Raw genomic sequence first — 18,581 nt, forward strand, 5'->3', positions numbered from 1 at the left:
CGAGCGTCCCCCTTGGAAGGGCTGGACGCTCCCAGTCGAGCGTGCGTTCGTCTCGCCGCAATGCGGCGGTTGTGAGGCCTGCGCATGTCCGTACCGTCAATCCGATCTCCGGGTTGCTGCCAGGACAGGATGCCCCGGCGCGGCCTGACCAAACGATAAGGACCGCCACATGGTCGGCCTCGGCGCACTCGCCAAGAAGCTCTTCGGTTCCGCAAACGACCGCCTGGTCAAGCAGCTGCGGAACCGCGTCACGGCAATCAATGCGCTGGAGGACGAACTCCGGGCCCTCAGCGACGACGACCTGCGTGCGCGCACGGAAATGTTCCGCCGCCAACTCGCCGAAGGGACCAAGCTCGACAGCCTGCTGGAGCCGGCCTTCGCCACGGTCCGCGAGGCGGCCCGCCGCGTTCTCGGCCAGCGCCACTACGATGTGCAGCTGATCGGCGGCATGGTCCTCAATGCCGGCCAGATCTCCGAAATGCGCACCGGCGAGGGCAAGACCCTGGTCGCGACCCTGCCGGTCTATCTCAACGCGCTGACCGGCAAGGGCGTGCACGTCGTCACCGTCAACGACTATCTGGCCAGCCGCGACGCGGAATGGATGGGCCGCGTCTACCGCTTCCTCGGCCTGTCCGTCGGCGTCATCATCCACGGTCTGACCGACGAGGAGCGCAAGGCCGCCTACGCCGCCGACGTGACCTACGGCACCAACAACGAATTCGGCTTCGACTACCTGCGCGACAACATGAAGTACGAGCGCGGGTCGATGGTCCAGCGCGGCCACAACTTCGCGATCGTCGACGAGGTGGACTCGATCCTGATCGACGAGGCGCGCACGCCGCTCATCATTTCCGGTCCGCTGGAGGATCGCAGCGAGTTCTACAACACGGTCGACGCGCTGATCCCGCACCTGACTTCGGATGATTACGAGCTCGACGAGAAGCAGCGCTCGGCGACCTTCACCGAGTCCGGCAACGAGAAGCTGGAAGGCCTCCTGCGCGAGCTGGATCTCCTGAAGGGCGACAGCCTCTACGACGTGGAAAACGTCTCGGTGGTCCACCACCTGCAGCAGGCGCTGAAGGCGCACAAGCTGTTCCAGCGCGACAAGGACTACATCGTCCGCAACCGCGAAGTCGTCATCATCGACGAGTTCACGGGCCGCATGATGCCGGGCCGCCGCTATTCGGAAGGCCTGCACCAGGCGCTCGAGGCCAAGGAGAAGGTGCAGATCCAGCCCGAGAACCAGACGCTGGCCTCGATCACCTTCCAGAACTACTTCCGCCTCTACACCAAGCTTGCCGGCATGACCGGCACCGCCCAGACCGAGGCCGAGGAGTTCGCCAACATCTACGGCCTCGAGGTCGTCGATATCCCGACCAATGTCGGCGTGAAGCGCATCGACGACGACGACGAGGTCTACCGGACCGTCGACGAGAAATACAACGCGATCATCGAGCTGATCGAGGACTGCCGCAAGCGCGCCCAGCCGGTGCTGGTCGGCACCACCTCCATCGAGAAGTCCGAGTTGCTCGCCGCCCGCCTCAAGGCCGCCGGCTACAAGCAGGCCGACGTCTCCTCGCCGGCCGCCTTCGAGCCGCTGTTCGCGGGCACCGGCAACGCCGAGCGCATCTTCACGGTGCTGAACGCCCGTTACCACGAGCAGGAAGCATCGATCATCGCCCAGGCCGGCCTGCCGGGCGCCGTCACCATCGCCACCAACATGGCCGGCCGCGGCACCGACATCCAGCTCGGCGGCAATGCCGACATGCGCATCGAGGACGAGCTCGCCGACATGCCGGCCGGCCCGGAGCGCGAAGCCCGCGAGGCGGCGATCCGCGCTCAGGTCGAGGAGCGCAAGCAGCAGGCGCTCGCCGCCGGCGGTCTCTACGTCATCGGCACGGAGCGCCATGAGAGCCGGCGCATCGACAACCAGCTGCGCGGCCGTTCCGGCCGCCAGGGCGACCCCGGCCATTCCAAGTTCTTCCTGTCGCTGCAGGACGACCTGATGCGCATCTTCGGGTCCGACCGCATGGACGGCATGATGCAGAAGCTCGGCCTCAAGGAGGGCGAGGCCATCGTCCATCCCTGGATCAACCGGGCACTGGCCAAGGCGCAGCAGAAGGTCGAGGCGCGCAACTTCGACATCCGCAAGAACCTGCTGAAGTTCGACGACGTCATGAACGACCAGCGCAAGGTCGTGTTCGACCAGCGCATCGAGCTGATGGACGGCGAGGCGGTTGCCGAGGCGGTGATCGACATGCGCCACGACGTGATCGAGGATCTCGTCGCCAAGCACATTCCGGAAAAGGCCTATGCCGAGCAGTGGGACACCGAGGGCCTGCAGGCCGAGGTGCGCCGCCTGCTCAACCTCGACCTGCCGGTCGCCGACTGGGCCAAGGAAGAGGGCATCGCCGAGGAGGAGGTGACCGAGCGCCTGAAGAAGGCCGCCGACGAGGCCATGGCGCGCAAGGTCGGCCAGTACTCGCCGGACATCATGCGCCAGGTCGAAAAGGCGGTGCTGCTGCAGACGCTCGACCACCTGTGGCGCGAGCACCTGGCCAATCTCGACCACCTGCGCTCGGTGGTCGGCTTCCGCGGCTACGCCCAGCGCGATCCGCTGCAGGAGTACAAGACCGAGGCCTTCACCCTGTTCGAGAGCATGCTGGTCAACCTGCGCCAGGCGACCACCGCGCAGCTGATGCGCGTGGAACTGGTGCAGGAGCAGCCGCCCAGCCTGCCGGGCGACGGCGACCTGCCGCCGATGCATGCCGAGCACCGCGATCCGCTGACCGGGGAGAACGAGTTCGACGAGGCCTACCAGGCCACCGCCCCCGGCACGCCGCGCGACCCGCAGAATCCCTCGACCTGGGGCAAGGTCGGCCGCAACGAGGTCTGCCCCTGCGGCTCGGGCAAGAAATACAAGCATTGCCACGGGGCCCTTGCCTGAGGAACTCTGGCAAGGATCCGGATCGGAACGCTAGGAACGGCGGGCTGCTCGGCCCGCCGTTTTTTTATCCAAGGCAGGTCCTGGAGGTGAGGCGTGAGAACCAATTCGACGCTTGAGGCAATCGAGGACTGGCTGATCCGCGAGGCGCTCGGCCAGCCGGACATCGGCGAGATGTTCTCCGGTTTCTGCGAACGTCTCGTCGCCGCCGGCATCCCGGTCGAGCGGGCCATGCTCACCTGGGCGACCCTGCATCCGCTCGTCGAGGCCGAATCGGTTCTGTGGCGGACCGGCCTGGAAGCGCAGCTCGCGCAATATCGCCACGACGCGGAAGAAACCGACGACTGGCTGCGCAGTCCCATCCGCGCGGTTCTGGAAGGGCGCGAAACGCGCCTGCGCCGCAATCTGGCCGGCGCCAACGCCGCCGGCGACTTCCCCATCCTGGCGACGCTGAAGGCGGAGGGCTTCACCGACTATCTGGTGCTGTCCACCCCGTTCGAGCTGCCGACCTCGAAGGACTTCGGTCCCTCCGGCATGATCGTCACCTGGGCAACGCGCGCGGAAGGCGGCTTTTCCGACGAGGCGGCGGAGGGGCTCGACTACCTGCAGATCCGTCTGGCGCTGGCCTGCCGGGCAACCATCCAGTCGCGGATCGCCCGCACCCTGGCCGAGACCTATCTCGGCGCGCGCGCCGGATCCCGGGTTCTGTCCGGGCTGATCCGCCACGGCGACGGCGAACGCCTCGACGCGGTGATCTTCTATTCCGACCTGCGCGGCTCCACCGCCCTTGCCGACCGGCTGGCGCCGGACGTCTACATGACGCATCTCAACGCCTATTTTGACGCAACGGCCCGCACGGTGATGGCGCATGGCGGCGAGGTGCTGGACTTCATCGGCGACGCGGTGCTCGCGGTCTTTCCCATCGAGGCGGGCGGGTTCGACGCCGCCGCGACCCGTGCTCTCCAGGCTGCCGATGCGGTCCTGGCGCGGCTGGAGCAGGCGCAGGCCGCCACCGAACACCCGCTCCTGTGCGGCATCGCCCTTTCCTCCGGCGACGTGATGTTCGGCAATATCGGCATTCCCGAACGGCTGACCTTCTCGGTCATCGGCCGCACGGTGAACGCTGCCGCGCGCATCGAGGCGATGACGAAGACGCTCGGGCGGCCTCTTCTGGTCACCGCCGATATCGCCGCCCGCGCGCCCGGCGCCTTTACCCCGCTCGGCAGCTTTCGGCTTGCCGGCTTCGGCGAGGAAGTGGAGCTGCACGCCCCCGCATAAGAGAAAGGGCGCCGGACCTTACGGTCGCGGCGCCCCATCAAAGACCTGTCGCAAGGTCGGCTTTGGCGGCGAACCCGCCTTACATCACCGTGACCTGCGCTCCAACGGACACCCGCTCGTAGAGATCCTCGACATCCTCGTTGAGCATGCGGATGCAGCCCGACGAGACGGCCCGGCCGATCGACCAGTCCTCATTGGTGCCGTGGATGCGGTACTCGGTCGCCCCGAGATAGAGCGCGCGGGCACCCATCGGGTTCTTCGGGCCGCCGGGCATGAAGGCCGGCAGCTTGCGGCCGTTCTTGCGCTCGCGAACGATCATTTCCGGCGGCGGCGTCCAGCCCGGCCACTTGGCCTTGCGCGTCACCTTCTCGGTGCCCGACCAGGAAAAACCCTCGCGCCCGACGCCGATGCCGTACCGCACGGCCTTGCCGCCCGGCAGCACGTAGTAGAGATAGCGGTCGCTCGTATCGACGATCACCGAGCCCGGCTTCTTGTCGGTGCGATAGCGCACCTCGGTGCGCTTGTACTTCTCGCGCACGATCTTGCCGGCGGCCTCCGGGGTGATCCGGTAGGTCTGCCAGCTCCGGCTCACCGGATCGTAGTAGCGCTCCGTCTGCGCCTTGGCAGCGGTGCCGCCCGCCACTACAGCCGCCAGAACCAGCCCGGCCAGTCCCGCGAAAACCCGTCCAGCAAAGATCCGCATGTCGCCTCCCCATGCCGGCAGGACCGCGCCGCCGGCTGATTCGAACCCGGAGGAGAATTTACACGCCCCTCAGGCGCCGCGCTTCTGCTCATTGGCAAGCAGGGCAAGGACATCGGCGCGATGTGGCAGGGGGGCAACAGCGCCGAACCCGCACACCGCGAGCGCCGCCGCCGCATTGGCGTGGCGTGCCGCCGCCAGCCCGTCGCCGCCGGCCAGGAATTCGGCAAGGAACGCCCCGTCGAAGGCATCGCCCGCACCGGTCGCGTCCACCGCCTCGACCGGGTGCGGGGCGATCGTCTCGGTCCCTTCCGGCCCTGCATAGAGCACGCCCTTGTCGCCGAGCGTCAGCGCCACCCGTGCCGCGCCCTTCGCCCGGTAGTGGTCGGCGATCTCCTGCGGGCTCTCCAGCCCGGTCAGCTTGCGCGCATCGTCGAGACCGGGCAGCAGGATGTCGGCCATCGCCGCCGTCGCCTCGACCACCGCCCGTGCCCGCGCCAGCGGCCAAAGCGCCAGCCGCAGGTTGGTGTCGTAGGAGATCAGCCCGCCGGCCGCCTTCACTTCCTCGATGGCCGCGAACACCGTGTCGCAGGCGCTTGCCGAGATCGCCTGGCTGATCGCCGAGATGTGCAGGATCCTGGCCTTGCGCAGCAGCTCGAGCGGCAGGTCCTCCGGGCGCATCAGGCTCGCCGCCGAACCGGCCCGGCGATAGGAGAACATGTGCCCGGTCGGCCCGTGCGTGACGAAGTAGATGCCCGTCGGTGCCTGCGCCATCCGCAGCACGCCGGTGGTGTCGACGCCCTCGCCCTGCCACAGCCCGTCGAACAGGTCGCCGAACACGTCGCGCCCCGTCGCGCTGACATAGCCGACGCGCGCCCCCTGCCGGGCCGCGGCAATTGCCGCATTCGACGTGTCGCCGCCGAACCCTTGTACATAAGGCCCCCCCGGCGCCGTCTGGTTGAACTCGATCATCGGCTCGCCGAGGCAAAGAAGCTCGCTCACTCTGGTGCGCTCCCGTCATTTCAATCGATTTAAGTCCATGCGATGCGACCCCTCGTCTGTCAAGTGCGCGGTGCCTGCGAAGGTCCCGCCGCGCGCACCTCCCCTCTCGCATCCTCAGGCTGTGCATGCGAAAAGAGGCGAAAGACCATCCAGCGGAGCAACGCCCATGTCCGAATTGCCGCCCTCGATCCTGCCCGTCACCGCCAGCGGCCCGGACAGTCCGGAGCCGGTGGTGCTGCTGCACGGGTTCGGCAGCGACGCGCGCGGTTTCGCAACGCTCCAGGGCGAGCTGTCGCGCAGCCGCCGCACGCTGGCCTTCGACCTGCCCGGCCACGGCCGCGCGCTCGGCTGGCCGAAGATCGGCGGCGCCGTCGTCGCCTCGCGCGCCGTGCTCGGCTCGCTGGAGGCGCTGGGGCTCACCCGTGTCCATCTGGTCGGCCATTCCATGGGCGGGGCGGCGGCCGCCCTTGTCGCGCTGAAGGCGCCGGAGCGGGTGGCAAGCCTGACGCTGCTCAGTCCCGGCGGCTTCGGACGCGAGATCAACTCGACCCTGCTGCGCCGCTATGCGGCGGCCAGTTCACCGGTCGAACTGGAGCTCCTGCTGGAGCAGTTCTTCGGCCTCGGCTTCGACCTGCCGCGCCTCGTCGTGCGGCAGGCGGTGGAAACGCGCGCCCGTCCCGGCGTCTGCGAGACCTTGATCGAGATCGTCGAGACCCTGCTCGACGGCAAGGATCAGAAGACCCTGCCGATTGCCGAGATCGCGGCGCTCGGCCCCCCGGTTCGGCTGATCTGGGGCGCCCAGGACCGCGTCCTGCCGGCCAGCCATGCCCGCGGGCTGCCCGGCGACATCGCCGTCCAGGTGTTCGACGGCGTCGGCCACATGCCGCATCTGGAGATCCCGCAGCAGGTCGCGCGCGCCATCCGCGCCCAGACCGGCGACAGCGCCTGACACCCGCAAACGCCTGAGGCTAAAAACGCAAAAGGCCGCGTCCTTTCCGGACGCGGCCTTGAATTTTCAAGCCGAAGCGATGCTCAGGCCTTCGCGGCCTTGGCGCGCTCGATCGATTCCTCGATGATGCGCTTGGCCTCGTCCGGACCGCCGAAGCCGGTGATCTTCACCCACTTGCCCGGCTCCAGGTCCTTGTAGTGCTCGAAGAAGTGCTTGATCTGCTGGATGGTGATGTCCGGCAGGTCCTCGTAATGGACGATGTTCTCGTAGCGGCGTGTCAGCTTGTTGGACGGAACCGCGATAATCTTCTCGTCCTGCCCCGCCTCGTCTTCCATGAACAGCACGCCGATCGGACGGCAGTTCATGATCGCGCCCGGCACGATCGGGCGCTGGTTGGCCACGATCACGTCGACCGGGTCGCCGTCGCCGCACAGCGTATGCGGCACGAAGCCGTAATTGCCCGGATAGCGCATCGGCGTGTAGAGGAAGCGGTCGACGTACATGGCGCCGGCTTCCTTGTCCATTTCGTACTTGATCGGCTCGCCGCCCACCGAGACCTCGATGATGACATTGATGTCTTCGGGCGGGTTCTTTCCGATCGGAACGGCGTCGATACGCATGGATGGGGCTCCTCTTTGGATGTTGGCGGCTGTATCGCAAGCGCCGTGTCCAAAGGCAAGCCGGAACTTGTTGCACTGCAACTTAAGGCCAAGCGCCGCCTGGCCCCGTGCTGCTGCGCCCCGTGTTCCTCAGCGGGAGTGGTCGACGAAATGCGCCGCCCCTTCCGGAAGGCCGTAGCCGCCGCCCTGCCGGTCGAGCGGATAGGCCTCCTCGACCAGGTAGGGGCCGCCCCCGACGCTGGCGCGGGAGGAGAACAGTGCAAAGCGTCTGACCGTGAAGCTCTGGGAGTAGAAATCGCCGTGCTCGGCGAGCCAGCGCGCCACGTCCTGGTTGCTGCAGGTGCGGCAGCGCGCCAGCGTCACATGCGGCACGTATTTGCGTCGCTCCGCCGGCAGCCGCAGCCGCTGCAGGATGCGCTCCTGCTCCGCCTGAAGCTCCATCAGCTCCGGCGTCGGCTCCACCCTTGCGAAGACCGCATGCGGCTTGCCGTTGGCGAAGGCGCCGAGCCCCGTCAGCCGGATCTCCACCGGATCGCGGCGGATGCGGTCGAGCGCGTCCGCCACCTCGTCGGCCATGCGGTCGTCGATGTCGCCGATGAAGCGCAAGGTGATGTGATAATTCTCGGGATCGATCCAGCGGACGCCGCGCAGGCCGCCGCGTATCAGGGAGAGCATGAGGCCGGTCTGGGCCGGAATCTCAAGCCCGGTGAACAGTCGAGGCATGGTCAAACCCTCCGCTGTCGCCGAAGGACTTCATCAGGACGGGTTTTTCGCTGCACCGCAAGCAAAAACGGAACGCGCTGATTTGCCAGCGCATTCCGCCTCATGCCGGCATTTTTGCCGAGGTGGTCGGCCCGCACCGTGGCGGCGCGGGCGACCTGTCGTGATTCGCCCGGCCCTTACGGGCAGGGGCTGCCGTGGTGCTGGAAGAGCGTGTTGATCCGCCCCTCGATCTCCTCGGTGATTTCCAGATCGAGCGCGCCCATATCGTGCTCCAGCTGCGCCAGCGAGGTCGCGCCGAGGATCACCGAGGTGGTGAAGCCGCGCGACAGCACGAAGGCGATGGCCAGCTGCGAGGGCGACACGCCGAGTTCCTCGGCAAGGTCGAGATAGGCGTTGATCGCTGGCTCCGCGCCCGGCTTCTCGTAGCGCTGCAGCCGGTCGAACAGGGTCTTGCGGGCACCGGCCGGCAGCGCGCCATTGCGGTACTTGCCGGTCAGGTAGCCCTGGCCCAGCGCCGAATAGGCAAGCAGGCCCACCTGTTCCCGGTGCGTGATCTCGGCAAGGCCGCCCTCGAAGGTGCGGTTGACGAGATTGTAGGCGTTCTGGATCGACACGACTCGCGGCCAGCCGTTGCGCTCGGCCAGCTCGAGAAAGCGCATCGTGCCCCAGGGGCTTTCGTTCGACAGGCCGAGCTGGCGGATCTTGCCGACCTTCGCCAGCCGGTCCATCGCCTCCAGCGTCACCTCGATCGACGTCTCGTCGTCGCAGGCCTTGGGCTCCTTCCAGATCGTCGGGTTGGAGCCGAAGCCGGAGACGTTCCGGTCCGGCCAGTGGATCTGGTAGAGGTCGATATAGTCGGTCTGCAGCCGCTTCAGGCTCTTGTCGACGGCTTCCTCGATCTGGGCGCGCGTCAGCCGGCCCTCGCTGCCGTCGTTGCGGAACCAGGTGTTCTCGGTGCGGCCCACCACCTTGGTGGCGATCACCACCTTGTCGCGGTTGCCGCGCGCCTTCAGCCAGGTGCCGATGATTTCCTCGGTGCGCCCCTGGGTCTCGGCCTTGGGCGGGATCGGATAGAGCTCGGCGGCGTCGAAGAGGTTGATGCCCCGGTCGAGCGAGAAGTCGAGCTGGGCATGGCCCTCGGCTTCGGTGTTCTGCTCGCCGAACGTCATCGTGCCGAGCGACAGGCTGGAGACATGAATGTCCGTGCGTCCAAGACGGCGCTTTTGCATGGGCGGATCTTTCTGCTGCGATAACTGTCGAAATTAAGGAGGGTGGCGGGACCTTGACCGCTCGCACGCGCGACGTCAACCGCCTGCGGCCAGGCGCGGGTCGGGCAGCCGCACAGGGCTCCGGCGGGGGCGGGAGCCCGCCTCAGCCGCGCGCCGCGCCGGCCCGCTCGATCAGCTTTTCGACCTGGGGCAGGATGCGCTCGACGATGATCGCCACGCCCTTTTGCGTCGGATGGATGCCGTCGGGCAGCACCGTCTCGGGCGAGATCGGGATCCCTTCGAGGAAGTTCGGATAAAGGATCGCGTCATGCTCGGCCGCGATCTCCGCGTACATGCGCTCGAACTCGGCGACATACTCCTCGCCCATGTTGCGGGGCGCGGCGATACCGGCAAGCAGCACCGGAATGCCGCGCTCGGACAGGCTTGCGACGATCTTGTCGAGGTTCGCCCTGGCCGAGGCCGTCGGCAGCCCGCGCAGCGCATCATTGGCGCCGAGTTCGACGATCACCGCGTCCGCTCCCTCGCCCAGCGACCAGTCGAGCCGGGCAAGGCCGGCCGCCGTGGTGTCGCCGGAAACGCCGGCATTGATCACGATCACGTCATGACCGCGCGCCTTCAGCGCCGCCTCCAGCTGTACCGGGAACGCCGCCTCGGCAGGCAGCTGATAGCCTGCGGTCAGGCTGTCTCCCAGCGCCAGGATGCGCAGCGGCTCGGCCCTTGCGGGCAGTGCCGCAAAAATGCCGGCGAGGGCGATAAAAACTGTAACGAAACGTATCATGTCGGCTGATCCTCTGGACGCTCCCTGCGTAACCTCCCATATCGCGAGGAAGGCGTGCAGCGCGGCATGCTGCGCATTCGACCCGTTCATATAGGCAGAGCATGACCGACGGAACAGTCCCGCCCCCCATCGTTTCCCTGTCCGGCGTCCATCTCAGCCTTGGCCACGATGCCGGCCGCGTGCACATCCTCAAGGGTGTGGACCTCGACATCGCCGCCGGCCGCCGGGTCGGCATCATCGGGCCGTCCGGCTCCGGCAAGTCGACCCTTCTCATGGTGATGGCCGGACTGGAGCGCGCCGACAAGGGCTCGGTCACCGTCGGCGGATCGGAGCTGACGGGCATGTCGGAAGACCAGCTCGCCCGCTTTCGCGGCGGCTCGGTCGGCATCGTCTTCCAGTCCTTCCATCTCATCCCCAACATGACGGCACTGGAAAATGTCGCCGTGCCGCTGGAGCTGGCCGGCGTGCCGCGCGCCTTCGAGGCCGCGCGCGAGGAACTGGCCGCCGTCGGCCTTGCCGAGCGCACCTCCCACTACCCCTCGCAGATGTCCGGCGGCGAGCAACAGCGCGTTGCCATAGCCCGCGCCCTCGTCACCCGCCCGCCGCTGCTTCTGGCCGACGAGCCGACCGGCAATCTCGACGAGACCACCGGCGCCCAGATCGTCGACCTGATGTTTTCCGCCACCCGCGATCGCGGCATGACGCTGGTCATGGTCACCCATGATGCGGCGCTCGCCCGCCGCTGCGACGAAACGATCCGCGTGCGCTCCGGCCGGATCGAGACGCTGGAACCCGTCTTCGCCGGGGAGGCGTGAGCATGCACGGTGTCCTGCCCGCCCCCTCGCAGCGCCGCGCCCGCCCGCCCCTCGGCCTTGCCTTCCGCTTCGCCCTTCGCGAGATGCGCGGCGGGCTGAAGGGGTTCTACGTCTTTATCGCCTGCATCGCGCTTGGCGTTGCCGCGATTGCCGGCGTTGCCTCGGTTTCGCGCGCCCTTGTCGAGGGCATCGCCGCCGAAGGCACCTCGATTCTCGGCGGCGACATGTCGGTGCGCCTGATCCACCGCACCGCAGACGAGCAGGAACTCGCCTGGCTCGACAGCCTCGGCGACCTCTCGCGCATTGCCACCTTGCGCGCCATGGCGCGCGTCCCGGACAGCGGCGAGCAGACCCTCGTCGAGCTCAAGGCCGTCGACAACGCCTACCCGCTTTATGGCGAGATGCAGCTTTCAGGCGGCGAGGCGCTGGATGCGGCCCTAGCCCAACAGGACGGGCTTTACGGCGCCGTGGTGGAACCGGAGCTGCTGGTGCGCCTCGGGCTGGAAAAGGGCGACACGCTGGTTCTCGGCCGCGCCAGCCTGCGCATCGCCGACACCATCGCTGCCGAGCCGGACCGTCTCAGCGACGGCATCAATTTCGGCCCCCGGATGATCGTCTCCGATGCCGCGCTGGAGCAGACCGGCCTCGTGCAGCCCGGCAGCCTGGTTCGCTGGCTCTATCGCATCCGCCTTCCCGAGGGCACCTCCACCGCCGCCATCGAGACCCTGGCCAAGGAGGCCAACCAGCGCTTCCCGCTCGCCGGCTGGCGGGTGCAGTCGCGTGCCAATGCCGCGCCCGGTTTGCAGCGCAACATCGACCGCCTGGCCCAGTTCCTCACCCTTGTCGGCCTGACCGCACTGGTGGTCGGCGGCGTCGGCGTCGCCAATGCGGTGCGTTCCTATCTCGACGCCAAGCGCCCGGTGATCGCCACCTTCCGCTGTGTCGGCGCCGACGGCGACTTCGTCTTCCGCGTCTATCTCATCCAGATCCTTTGCCTTGCCGCACTCGGCATTGCCGCCGGTCTTGTCCTCGGCGCACTGATCCCCTTTGTCGCCACCGGCTTCATCACCGCCGTGCTGCCGGTCAAGGCGGTCACCTCGATCTACCCGGCCGAACTCGGCCTCGGCGTGCTCTATGGCGGGCTGACCGCGCTTGCCTTTGCGCTCTGGCCGCTGGGCCGCGCCCATGACGTGCCGCCGAGCCTGTTGTTCCGCGACGATGCCTCCGCCACGCGCACCTGGCCGCGCAAGCGCTACATCGTCGCCACCGCCGCCGCCGTCCTGCTGCTCGCAGGCCTTGCCATTGTGCTGGCCGGCGACCTGCGCATCTCGCTCACCTATGTCGGCGCGACGGCGGTCGTCTTCGTGCTCTTGATGCTGATCGCGCGCGGCATCATGGCCGCGGCCCGCCGCATGCCGCATCCGCGCGGCGCGGAGCTGCGCCTGGCGCTGGCCAACATCCACCGCCCCGGCGCACTGACCCCGTCGGTCGTGCTCTCGCTCGGCCTCGGCCTGTCGCTGCTGGTCGCGCTGGCGCTGATCGACGGCAACCTGCGGCGCGAGCTCGGCACCACCATCACCCAGAACGCGCCGAGCTTCTTCTTCCTCGACGTGCAGCAGTCGGAGCGCGAGGCCTTCGACGCCCTGCTCGCCCGCGAGGCGCCGGGCGGTACCATCGACGGCGCGCCGATGCTGCGTGGCCGCATCGCGGCGGTCAACGGCGTGCCGAGCGACCAGATCGTCGCCCCGGAAGGCGGCGGCTGGGTCCTGCGCGGCGATCGCGGCATCACCTATGCCGCCGAGAAGCCGGCCAATGCCGAGCTGACCCAGGGCAGCTGGTGGGCTCCCGATCACAGCGGCACGCCGCTCGTCTCCTTCGAGGCCGATGCCGGCGCCGATCTCGGCCTGAAGATCGGCGACACGATCACCGTCAACGTGCTCGGCCGCGAACTCACCGCCGAGATCGCCAATTTCCGAAGGGTGGAGTGGGAGTCGCTGGCGATCAACTTCGTCATGGTGTTCTCGCCCAACACCTTCGCCGGCGCCCCGCACACCCATCTGCGGACCCTCGCCTATGCCGATGGCGGCGACGAGGCCCGTGGGCTGGCGCTGCTCAAGACCCTCTCCCAGGAATTTCCGACCGTGACTGCGGTGCGGGTCAAGGACGCCATCCAGCAGGTCAACAACCTGGTGGAGCAGCTCGCCTGGGCGATCCGCGCGGCCGCCTCCATCACGCTGGTCGCCTCGGTCCTGGTGCTGGGCGGCGCGCTCGCCGCCGGCCACCGGCACCGGGTCTATGATGCGGTGATCCTCAAGACCCTGGGCGCCACCCGCGGCCGGCTGATCGCCAGCTTCTCGATGGAATATGCGATCCTCGGTCTCGTCACCGCCGCCTTCGCGGTGATCGCCGGAGCGCTTGCCGCCTCCTTCGTGCTGGTCGAGATCATGGACGCGACCTTCACCTTCCTGCCCGTGACCGCCTTCGGCGCGGCCCTTGCCGCACTCGTGCTGACGGTCGGATTCGGCCTGATCGGCACCTGGCAGGTGCTGGGACGCAAGCCCGCACCGGTGCTGCGCAACCTTTGATCGGACGTCGGGGAACGGGCGGGGGAGCGCACCCGCCGCCCACCCGTTCTCCCCAGGCGCGCGGCAAAAGGGTTCCAATACACGCATATCGCGATAGTCTCGCCGGGATCCGGCCTGCGTCTTGCGGGCATGGATGACATGAGATCCCCGGGGGACAAGAACATGACGAAGACCCGCCTGCGCGCCGTGCGCGCCGCCTTTCTCTCTGCCGCCATCGCTCTCACCGGCACTGCCGCCCAGGCCGAGTCGCCCTTCCACACCGGCGTGTGGCAGGTCAACGAGCCGACCGGGCCGACCGGCCTCGTGGTCAGCGACTGGCTGGTCTTCGAGGACGGACTGCCCAAGCGCTGGCTCTACCGCCGCGCCGGCACCAACGACCAGAACCAGTTCGACTTCCTCGTCCGCAATATCGGCGAGAGCACCTATGCGCCGGTGCAGATCCGCGTCTATCGGACCGGCGAGCACGAGATGAAGTACACCACCTTCGTCAAGGGCGCCGAGCCGGTGGAGCATCCGGCCAAGCGCCTGTCGATCCCCAACTACAAGAACTCCTGCCTGTCGGTCGAGAACAAGGGCGAGCGCCTGTTCGGCACCTGGTCGGGCACGTCCGCCTCCAGCTTCAAGCGGCTTCGGCTTTCCAAGACCAAGCTGACCATCGACGGCAAGTCCCGCACCGTCGAGGTCGCTCCGGTGCGCGTCGGCCGCCTCGGCATCGTCGAGAACGGCCAGCCCATCGCCTTCCTCACCGATGCAGGCGGCGACTATGCGGTGCTCCAGTGGTTCAAGCCCGGCGTCGACACCGCCACCATGGGCGATCCGAAGAAGGAGATCCTCGACTTCGCCCGCGAGGAGGTCGTACGCTGGCCGGGCGGCACCTGCGATCGGCAGATCCAGTCGCGCCTGAAGGCGATGAAATAGGCGGTTTCGACCGTTAACCCCCGCCGGAAAATGACAGAACGGTAATGTTGGCCGGGCGGATTGCACCTTGTGGGCTGCCCGGCTTGTGCCCATATTCAGGGGGACGTGCGTGCAAGCGGCGCGAAACGCGGCGTTTGCAGGACTGGCACGGGGTTGCGCAAGGGGCACGAAGGCTCTCGGCGCGGCCGGGAGACCGCCCAAAAAGGGCAACCGCATTCAAGGGATAGAGAGGATTTCGATGTCGACCTTCGACCGCAATTCCAACATGAGGTACGCTGCGGCCGGCGCAAACGCACAGGCCGGCGTCTATGATGAGGGCCTGCGCGCCTACATGCTGGGCGTCTACAACTACATGGCCCTCGGCCTCGGCATCACCGGTGTGCTGGCTCTGGCCACTGCCTATTTCGCCACGACGCAGGATCCCGCCCAGGCGGCCGCCACGCTCGGCAACGGCACCCTGCTGACCCAGCTCGGCGTCACGCTCTACGGCAGCCCGCTGAAGTGGGTGGTGATGCTCGCCCCGCTCGCCATGGTGTTCTTCCTCAGCTTCCGCATCCAGTCGATGAGCGCCTCCACCGCCCAGACCACCTTCTGGGTCTATGCGGCGCTGATGGGCGTGTCGCTGTCCTCGATCTTCCTCGTCTATACGGGCGGGTCGATCGCACGGGTGTTCTTCATCACCGCGGCTTCCTTCGGTGCGCTGAGCCTGTACGGCTACACCACCAAGAAGGACCTGTCGGGCTGGGGTTCGTTCCTGTTCATGGGCCTGATCGGCATCATCATCGCCTCGCTGGTCAACCTCTTCCTTGCCTCTTCGGCGCTGCAGTTCGCCATCTCGGTGATCGGCGTGCTGGTCTTCGCGGGCCTGACCGCCTACGACACCCAGCAGATCAAGGAAATGTACCATTCGGGCGACGGCTCCGAGATTGCACGCAAGAAGTCGATCATGGGTGCCCTGCGCCTGTACCTCGACTTCATCAACCTCTTCCTCATGCTGCTGCAGCTGTTCGGCAACCGCGAGTAATCGCGAGCCGAACACGCTTCGGACAGTTCGACGAGGGCGCGGCGAAAGCCGCGCCCTTTTCGTTTGTCCCTTTGGCAGCGCCCCCCGACCGCCCGGTTTGCACAGCGTCCGCCGCCGCCTTCACTGCGTCCATTTTTGCAGCGCACGGCCGCAAACCCCTGTTTTTCAAGGGGGACCCCGATTGACGGGACCGGCCCCGGCAAGATTATCTCGCCCCGTTCTGAACTCCCCTCACGGAACGGATCCCATGTCCTGCGTTGCCAGAAGACTTGCCCGCGCTATCCGCGCCTCCACCTGCCTGACCGTCCTTCCCCTTGCCGCAGCCGCCTGGACGCCGGCCGCCGCCGACGAATACTCGGCCCAATGGGGCCTTGGCATGATCGGCGCCCGCATCGCCCACGAGCGCGGCTGGACCGGTCGCGGCGTCACTGTCGGCGTCGTCGACAGCGGCATCATCGCCGGCCACCCCGACCTTGAGCCCAACGTCACCCCGCAGTCCTTCAGCGGCCACACGCTCGGCCCGTCCGACGGCGATGTCGTCGGCCACGGCACCCATGTCGCCGGCACCATCGCCGCGCTCGCCAACGGCGTCGGCATGGTCGGCGTCGCCCCCGGCGCGCAGGTGACCTCGCTGCAGCTGTCCGGCCCGACCGGCGACATCGACGAGACCCGTCTCGACAGCATCGCCGCCTCGGCCATTTCCTACGGCCTCGACCAGGGCATCGAGTTCTTCAACAACTCCTGGGGCTCCGACCCGATGATGCCGGAGGGCGGCAGCGACCTCGAGACGGTCCGCACCTACTTCCTGAACGAACGCCCGCAGATGATGGCGACCTTCCAGCGCGTCGTCGACCAGGGCGCGGTGCTGGTCTGGGCCAACGGCAACGACGGCTTCCCGAGCGTTGCGCTGGAGCCCGGCCTGCCGCACATCTTCCCCGAGCTGCGGGCCAACTGGCTGTCGGTCGCGGCCGTCGGGCGCGACGGCACGCTCGCCGACTATTCCAACCGCTGCGGCCTTGCCATGACCTGGTGCCTGTCGGCGCCGGGCGGCGGCGACGACCAGGATGCGGACGGCATCTACTCGACCTCCAACACCGGCGGCTATGTCAACATGTCGGGCACCTCGATGGCCGCCCCGCATGTGACGGCGGCACTCGCCATTGCCCGCGAGATGTTCCCCGATGCGCCCGCCACCGAGCTGGCGCAGCTGGTGCTGGCGACCTCGCGCGATGTCGGCGCGCCGGGCATCGACAGCGAATACGGCTGGGGCCTTCTCGATCTTGCCAACCTGACCGCCACGCGCGAGGGCAGCACCGCCTCGGTGTTCAGCCAGTCGCAGACCGCCCAGGCCTCGACCCTGTCGCAGATCGCCGGCACCATCTCGAACCTGGCCGCCGCACACGGATCGGGCAAGGCCATGCCCGGCACGGTCAGCCTGTCGAGCCATGGCGCCGCCCCCGGAGAAGCCGCCCGCTACCGGCTGTGGGGGTCGATGCTCGGCAGCTTCTCCGGCACCTCGGCAAACGCCGGCTCCCCCGGCAGCATCAGCCGCACCGGCGGCATGCTGACCGGTATCGACGTCACGCTGGCCGACGGCATCGGCGGCGGTGTCGGCATCGGCTTCACCTCGGGCAACAGCCAGGGCGGCGGCAACACCGCGCGTGCGACCGGCCTACATGCGGTGGCCTATGGCAGCTACTCGGCCGGCGGCTTCTTCGCCGACGCGGCCGGCGGCCTGACCCGCTTCGAGACGAGCCGCACCCGCAACGCCATTGCCGGCGCCGGCGGCGCCGTCGCCTTTACCGGATCGAGCAACGCCGTCGATGTCGGCGCCTGGTCGAATGCCCGCGTCGGCATGACCTTCGAGACGATGGGCGCGACCGTGCAGCCCTATGTGCAGGCCCGCCTCGTGCATCAGTGGCTGGGCAGCTCGACCGAGACCGGCGCCGGCGTCTTCTCGCTTGCCGCTCCGTCCGCAAATGCCAGCCAGTTCGATGCCGGCGCGGGTGTGCGCGTTGCCGCGCCCGCGATGGCGCTCGGCACCGTGGCAACGGTCGCCCCGGTGATGGACGTTGCCTATGCCCGGGCCATCGGCTCGCTCGGCGACCGCCGCAACGCCACCATGCTGGGCGCCCCCGTCACCGCCACCGGCAACGGAATCGGTCGCGACATCGCCCGCCTGTCGGCCGGCGTCGAGGTCAATTCCGCGACCAACGGCCTGTCCGGCACGCTCACCTATGCGGGCGAATACCGGGCACGCGCCCAGTCGCACGCCCTGGCCGCGCGCATGTCCTACAAGTTCTGAAGGTTCGACGGTTCCGTGCTCGCAATCCCTGCGGCACTTCCTTGCGGAGGCCAGCCTGTCTGGCCTCCGCCTTTTCTCATCAGTTGGGGCCAGCCTGTCTGGCCTCCGCCTTTTCCTCGTCAGTTGGGGCCGACCTGTCCGGCCAGCGCCTTTTGCTCGCCGGTTCACACCAGGCTGAGGTGACGCTTCTTCTCGAAGACCTTGAGCACCTGGGCAAGGTCGCCGCCGCGCTTGAGGATCACACCGCCCGTGCCGACCACGGCATAGGCGCCCTGCCGCTTGGCGTTGCGCGGCACTTTCTCGATGCGGAACAGCGGCATTTCGGAGCTGCGGCGGAAGACAGAGAACACCGCCCGGTCCTTCAGGTGGTCGATGGCGTAATCCCGCCATTCGCCCGAGGCCACCCGGTGGCCATAGACCCGCAGGATCAGATCGAGTTCGCGCCGATGAAAGGAAACAAGCGCGGGGACAGGCGGTGCGCCGGGACTGCGGGCAGTCGCAAGGCCGGAGATCGGCGCCGGCTCCGCCCCGGCCCTGGATGCGTCTTCATCGAACTCGCTCATCGCGCCTTCTGCCTCGCCGCCCTGTCATCCGCCTGTCATGATGGGCCGCCCTCTTCGCCTTTTGCAAGTCCCGGCGGCGGAGCGGGCGCGCGCAGGCGCATTCAGCCCGGCGCAGGAGCACGCCAGGCACCTTGCCAAGACCTTGCAA

Annotated in this window: 15 protein-coding genes; 8 read left to right on the forward strand and 7 right to left on the reverse strand. The window is 68.0% G+C overall.

What is annotated here, in order from left to right; genetic code table 11:
* Nucleotides 1-169: 169 nt before the first annotated feature.
* Nucleotides 170-2,947, forward strand: a complete 2,778-nt coding sequence (gene secA / locus H7H34_RS19595; RefSeq protein WP_120270165.1) for a preprotein translocase subunit SecA — start codon at nt 170-172, stop codon at nt 2,945-2,947.
* A gap of 93 nt (nt 2,948-3,040) precedes the next feature.
* A complete protein-coding gene (locus H7H34_RS23785; RefSeq protein ID WP_185926172.1) occupies nt 3,041-4,222 on the forward strand; it encodes an adenylate/guanylate cyclase domain-containing protein in 1,182 nt (393 codons plus the stop codon).
* 79 nt (nt 4,223-4,301) lie between these two features.
* Here H7H34_RS23785 and H7H34_RS19605 read toward each other — a convergent pair whose 3' ends face one another.
* Together H7H34_RS19605 and H7H34_RS19610 are read right to left on the reverse strand one after the other, a co-directional pair.
* Nucleotides 4,302-4,925 (reverse strand): L,D-transpeptidase, encoded by a 624-nt coding sequence (locus H7H34_RS19605; protein WP_185926173.1) that lies wholly within the window; start codon nt 4,923-4,925, stop codon nt 4,302-4,304.
* A 69-nt stretch (nt 4,926-4,994) separates the two neighbouring features.
* Entirely contained in the window at nt 4,995-5,924 is a 930-nt protein-coding gene (locus H7H34_RS19610; protein WP_185926174.1) for a sugar kinase, read from the reverse strand.
* A 166-nt stretch (nt 5,925-6,090) separates the two neighbouring features.
* Here H7H34_RS19610 and H7H34_RS19615 point away from each other — a divergent pair, with 166 nt between their 5' ends.
* Nucleotides 6,091-6,873, forward strand: a complete 783-nt coding sequence (locus tag H7H34_RS19615; protein WP_185926175.1) for an alpha/beta fold hydrolase — start codon at nt 6,091-6,093, stop codon at nt 6,871-6,873.
* A gap of 83 nt (nt 6,874-6,956) precedes the next feature.
* Here the strand turns inward: H7H34_RS19615 and ppa are convergent, their stop codons facing one another.
* The 4 genes from ppa to H7H34_RS19635 form a co-directional block, all read right to left on the reverse strand.
* Complete coding sequence (gene ppa, locus H7H34_RS19620; RefSeq protein WP_120270161.1) at nt 6,957-7,493, reverse strand: inorganic diphosphatase; 537 nt, start codon at nt 7,491-7,493, stop codon at nt 6,957-6,959.
* A 129-nt stretch (nt 7,494-7,622) separates the two neighbouring features.
* Nucleotides 7,623-8,216: an RNA 2',3'-cyclic phosphodiesterase gene (thpR, locus tag H7H34_RS19625; RefSeq protein ID WP_120270160.1), complete on the reverse strand. Its 594-nt coding sequence runs from the start codon at nt 8,214-8,216 to the stop codon at nt 7,623-7,625.
* A gap of 176 nt (nt 8,217-8,392) precedes the next feature.
* Nucleotides 8,393-9,445, reverse strand: coding sequence for an aldo/keto reductase (locus tag H7H34_RS19630; RefSeq protein WP_185926176.1), 1,053 nt, complete (start codon nt 9,443-9,445; stop codon nt 8,393-8,395).
* A 142-nt stretch (nt 9,446-9,587) separates the two neighbouring features.
* Nucleotides 9,588-10,223 carry an arylesterase gene (locus tag H7H34_RS19635; RefSeq protein ID WP_185926177.1) on the reverse strand — a complete coding sequence of 212 codons (636 nt, stop codon included), beginning with the start codon at nt 10,221-10,223 and terminating at the stop codon, nt 9,588-9,590.
* Between the two features lie 101 nt (nt 10,224-10,324).
* Here H7H34_RS19635 and H7H34_RS19640 point away from each other — a divergent pair, with 101 nt between their 5' ends.
* The 5 genes from H7H34_RS19640 to H7H34_RS19660 all read left to right on the forward strand — a co-directional run bounded on the left by H7H34_RS19640 (nt 10,325) and on the right by H7H34_RS19660 (nt 17,870).
* Complete coding sequence (locus tag H7H34_RS19640) at nt 10,325-11,038, forward strand: ABC transporter ATP-binding protein (RefSeq protein WP_185926178.1); 714 nt, start codon at nt 10,325-10,327, stop codon at nt 11,036-11,038.
* Between the two features lie 2 nt (nt 11,039-11,040).
* On the forward strand, nt 11,041-13,623 hold the full coding sequence (locus H7H34_RS19645; RefSeq protein ID WP_185926179.1) for an ABC transporter permease: 2,583 nt from the start codon (nt 11,041-11,043) through the stop codon (nt 13,621-13,623).
* A 162-nt stretch (nt 13,624-13,785) separates the two neighbouring features.
* On the forward strand, nt 13,786-14,541 hold the full coding sequence (locus H7H34_RS19650) for a hypothetical protein (protein WP_120270155.1): 756 nt from the start codon (nt 13,786-13,788) through the stop codon (nt 14,539-14,541).
* A 238-nt stretch (nt 14,542-14,779) separates the two neighbouring features.
* Nucleotides 14,780-15,565: a Bax inhibitor-1/YccA family protein gene (locus tag H7H34_RS19655; RefSeq protein ID WP_185926180.1), complete on the forward strand. Its 786-nt coding sequence runs from the start codon at nt 14,780-14,782 to the stop codon at nt 15,563-15,565.
* A gap of 247 nt (nt 15,566-15,812) precedes the next feature.
* Nucleotides 15,813-17,870 (forward strand): S8 family peptidase, encoded by a 2,058-nt coding sequence (locus H7H34_RS19660; protein ID WP_185926181.1) that lies wholly within the window; start codon nt 15,813-15,815, stop codon nt 17,868-17,870.
* Nucleotides 17,871-18,034: 164 nt separating this feature from the next.
* Here the strand turns inward: H7H34_RS19660 and H7H34_RS19665 are convergent, their stop codons facing one another.
* A complete protein-coding gene (locus H7H34_RS19665) occupies nt 18,035-18,433 on the reverse strand; it encodes a DUF2794 domain-containing protein (RefSeq protein ID WP_120270152.1) in 399 nt (132 codons plus the stop codon).
* Nucleotides 18,434-18,581: the final 148 nt, after the last annotated feature.

The organism is Stappia sp. 28M-7 (genome assembly GCF_014252955.1).
Classification (GTDB): domain Bacteria; phylum Pseudomonadota; class Alphaproteobacteria; order Rhizobiales; family Stappiaceae; genus Stappia.

What these genes read in the sequence shown, in the direction of transcription:
- H7H34_RS19650 (WP_120270155.1), top strand. Translation starts at nt 13,786, where the DNA reads ATGACGAAGACCCGCCTGCGCGCCGTGCGCGCCGCCTTTCTCTCTGCC.
- secA (WP_120270165.1), top strand. Translation starts at nt 170, where the DNA reads ATGGTCGGCCTCGGCGCACTCGCCAAGAAGCTCTTCGGTTCCGCAAAC.
- H7H34_RS19660 (WP_185926181.1), top strand. Translation starts at nt 15,813, where the DNA reads ATGTCCTGCGTTGCCAGAAGACTTGCCCGCGCTATCCGCGCCTCCACC.
- H7H34_RS19630 (WP_185926176.1), bottom strand. Translation starts at nt 9,445, where the DNA reads ATGCAAAAGCGCCGTCTTGGACGCACGGACATTCATGTCTCCAGCCTG.
- H7H34_RS19655 (WP_185926180.1), top strand. Translation starts at nt 14,780, where the DNA reads ATGTCGACCTTCGACCGCAATTCCAACATGAGGTACGCTGCGGCCGGC.
- H7H34_RS19615 (WP_185926175.1), top strand. Translation starts at nt 6,091, where the DNA reads ATGTCCGAATTGCCGCCCTCGATCCTGCCCGTCACCGCCAGCGGCCCG.
- thpR (WP_120270160.1), bottom strand. Translation starts at nt 8,216, where the DNA reads ATGCCTCGACTGTTCACCGGGCTTGAGATTCCGGCCCAGACCGGCCTC.
- H7H34_RS19645 (WP_185926179.1), top strand. Translation starts at nt 11,041, where the DNA reads ATGCACGGTGTCCTGCCCGCCCCCTCGCAGCGCCGCGCCCGCCCGCCC.
- H7H34_RS19605 (WP_185926173.1), bottom strand. Translation starts at nt 4,925, where the DNA reads ATGCGGATCTTTGCTGGACGGGTTTTCGCGGGACTGGCCGGGCTGGTT.
- H7H34_RS19640 (WP_185926178.1), top strand. Translation starts at nt 10,325, where the DNA reads ATGACCGACGGAACAGTCCCGCCCCCCATCGTTTCCCTGTCCGGCGTC.
- H7H34_RS19635 (WP_185926177.1), bottom strand. Translation starts at nt 10,223, where the DNA reads ATGATACGTTTCGTTACAGTTTTTATCGCCCTCGCCGGCATTTTTGCG.
- ppa (WP_120270161.1), bottom strand. Translation starts at nt 7,493, where the DNA reads ATGCGTATCGACGCCGTTCCGATCGGAAAGAACCCGCCCGAAGACATC.
- H7H34_RS19665 (WP_120270152.1), bottom strand. Translation starts at nt 18,433, where the DNA reads ATGAGCGAGTTCGATGAAGACGCATCCAGGGCCGGGGCGGAGCCGGCG.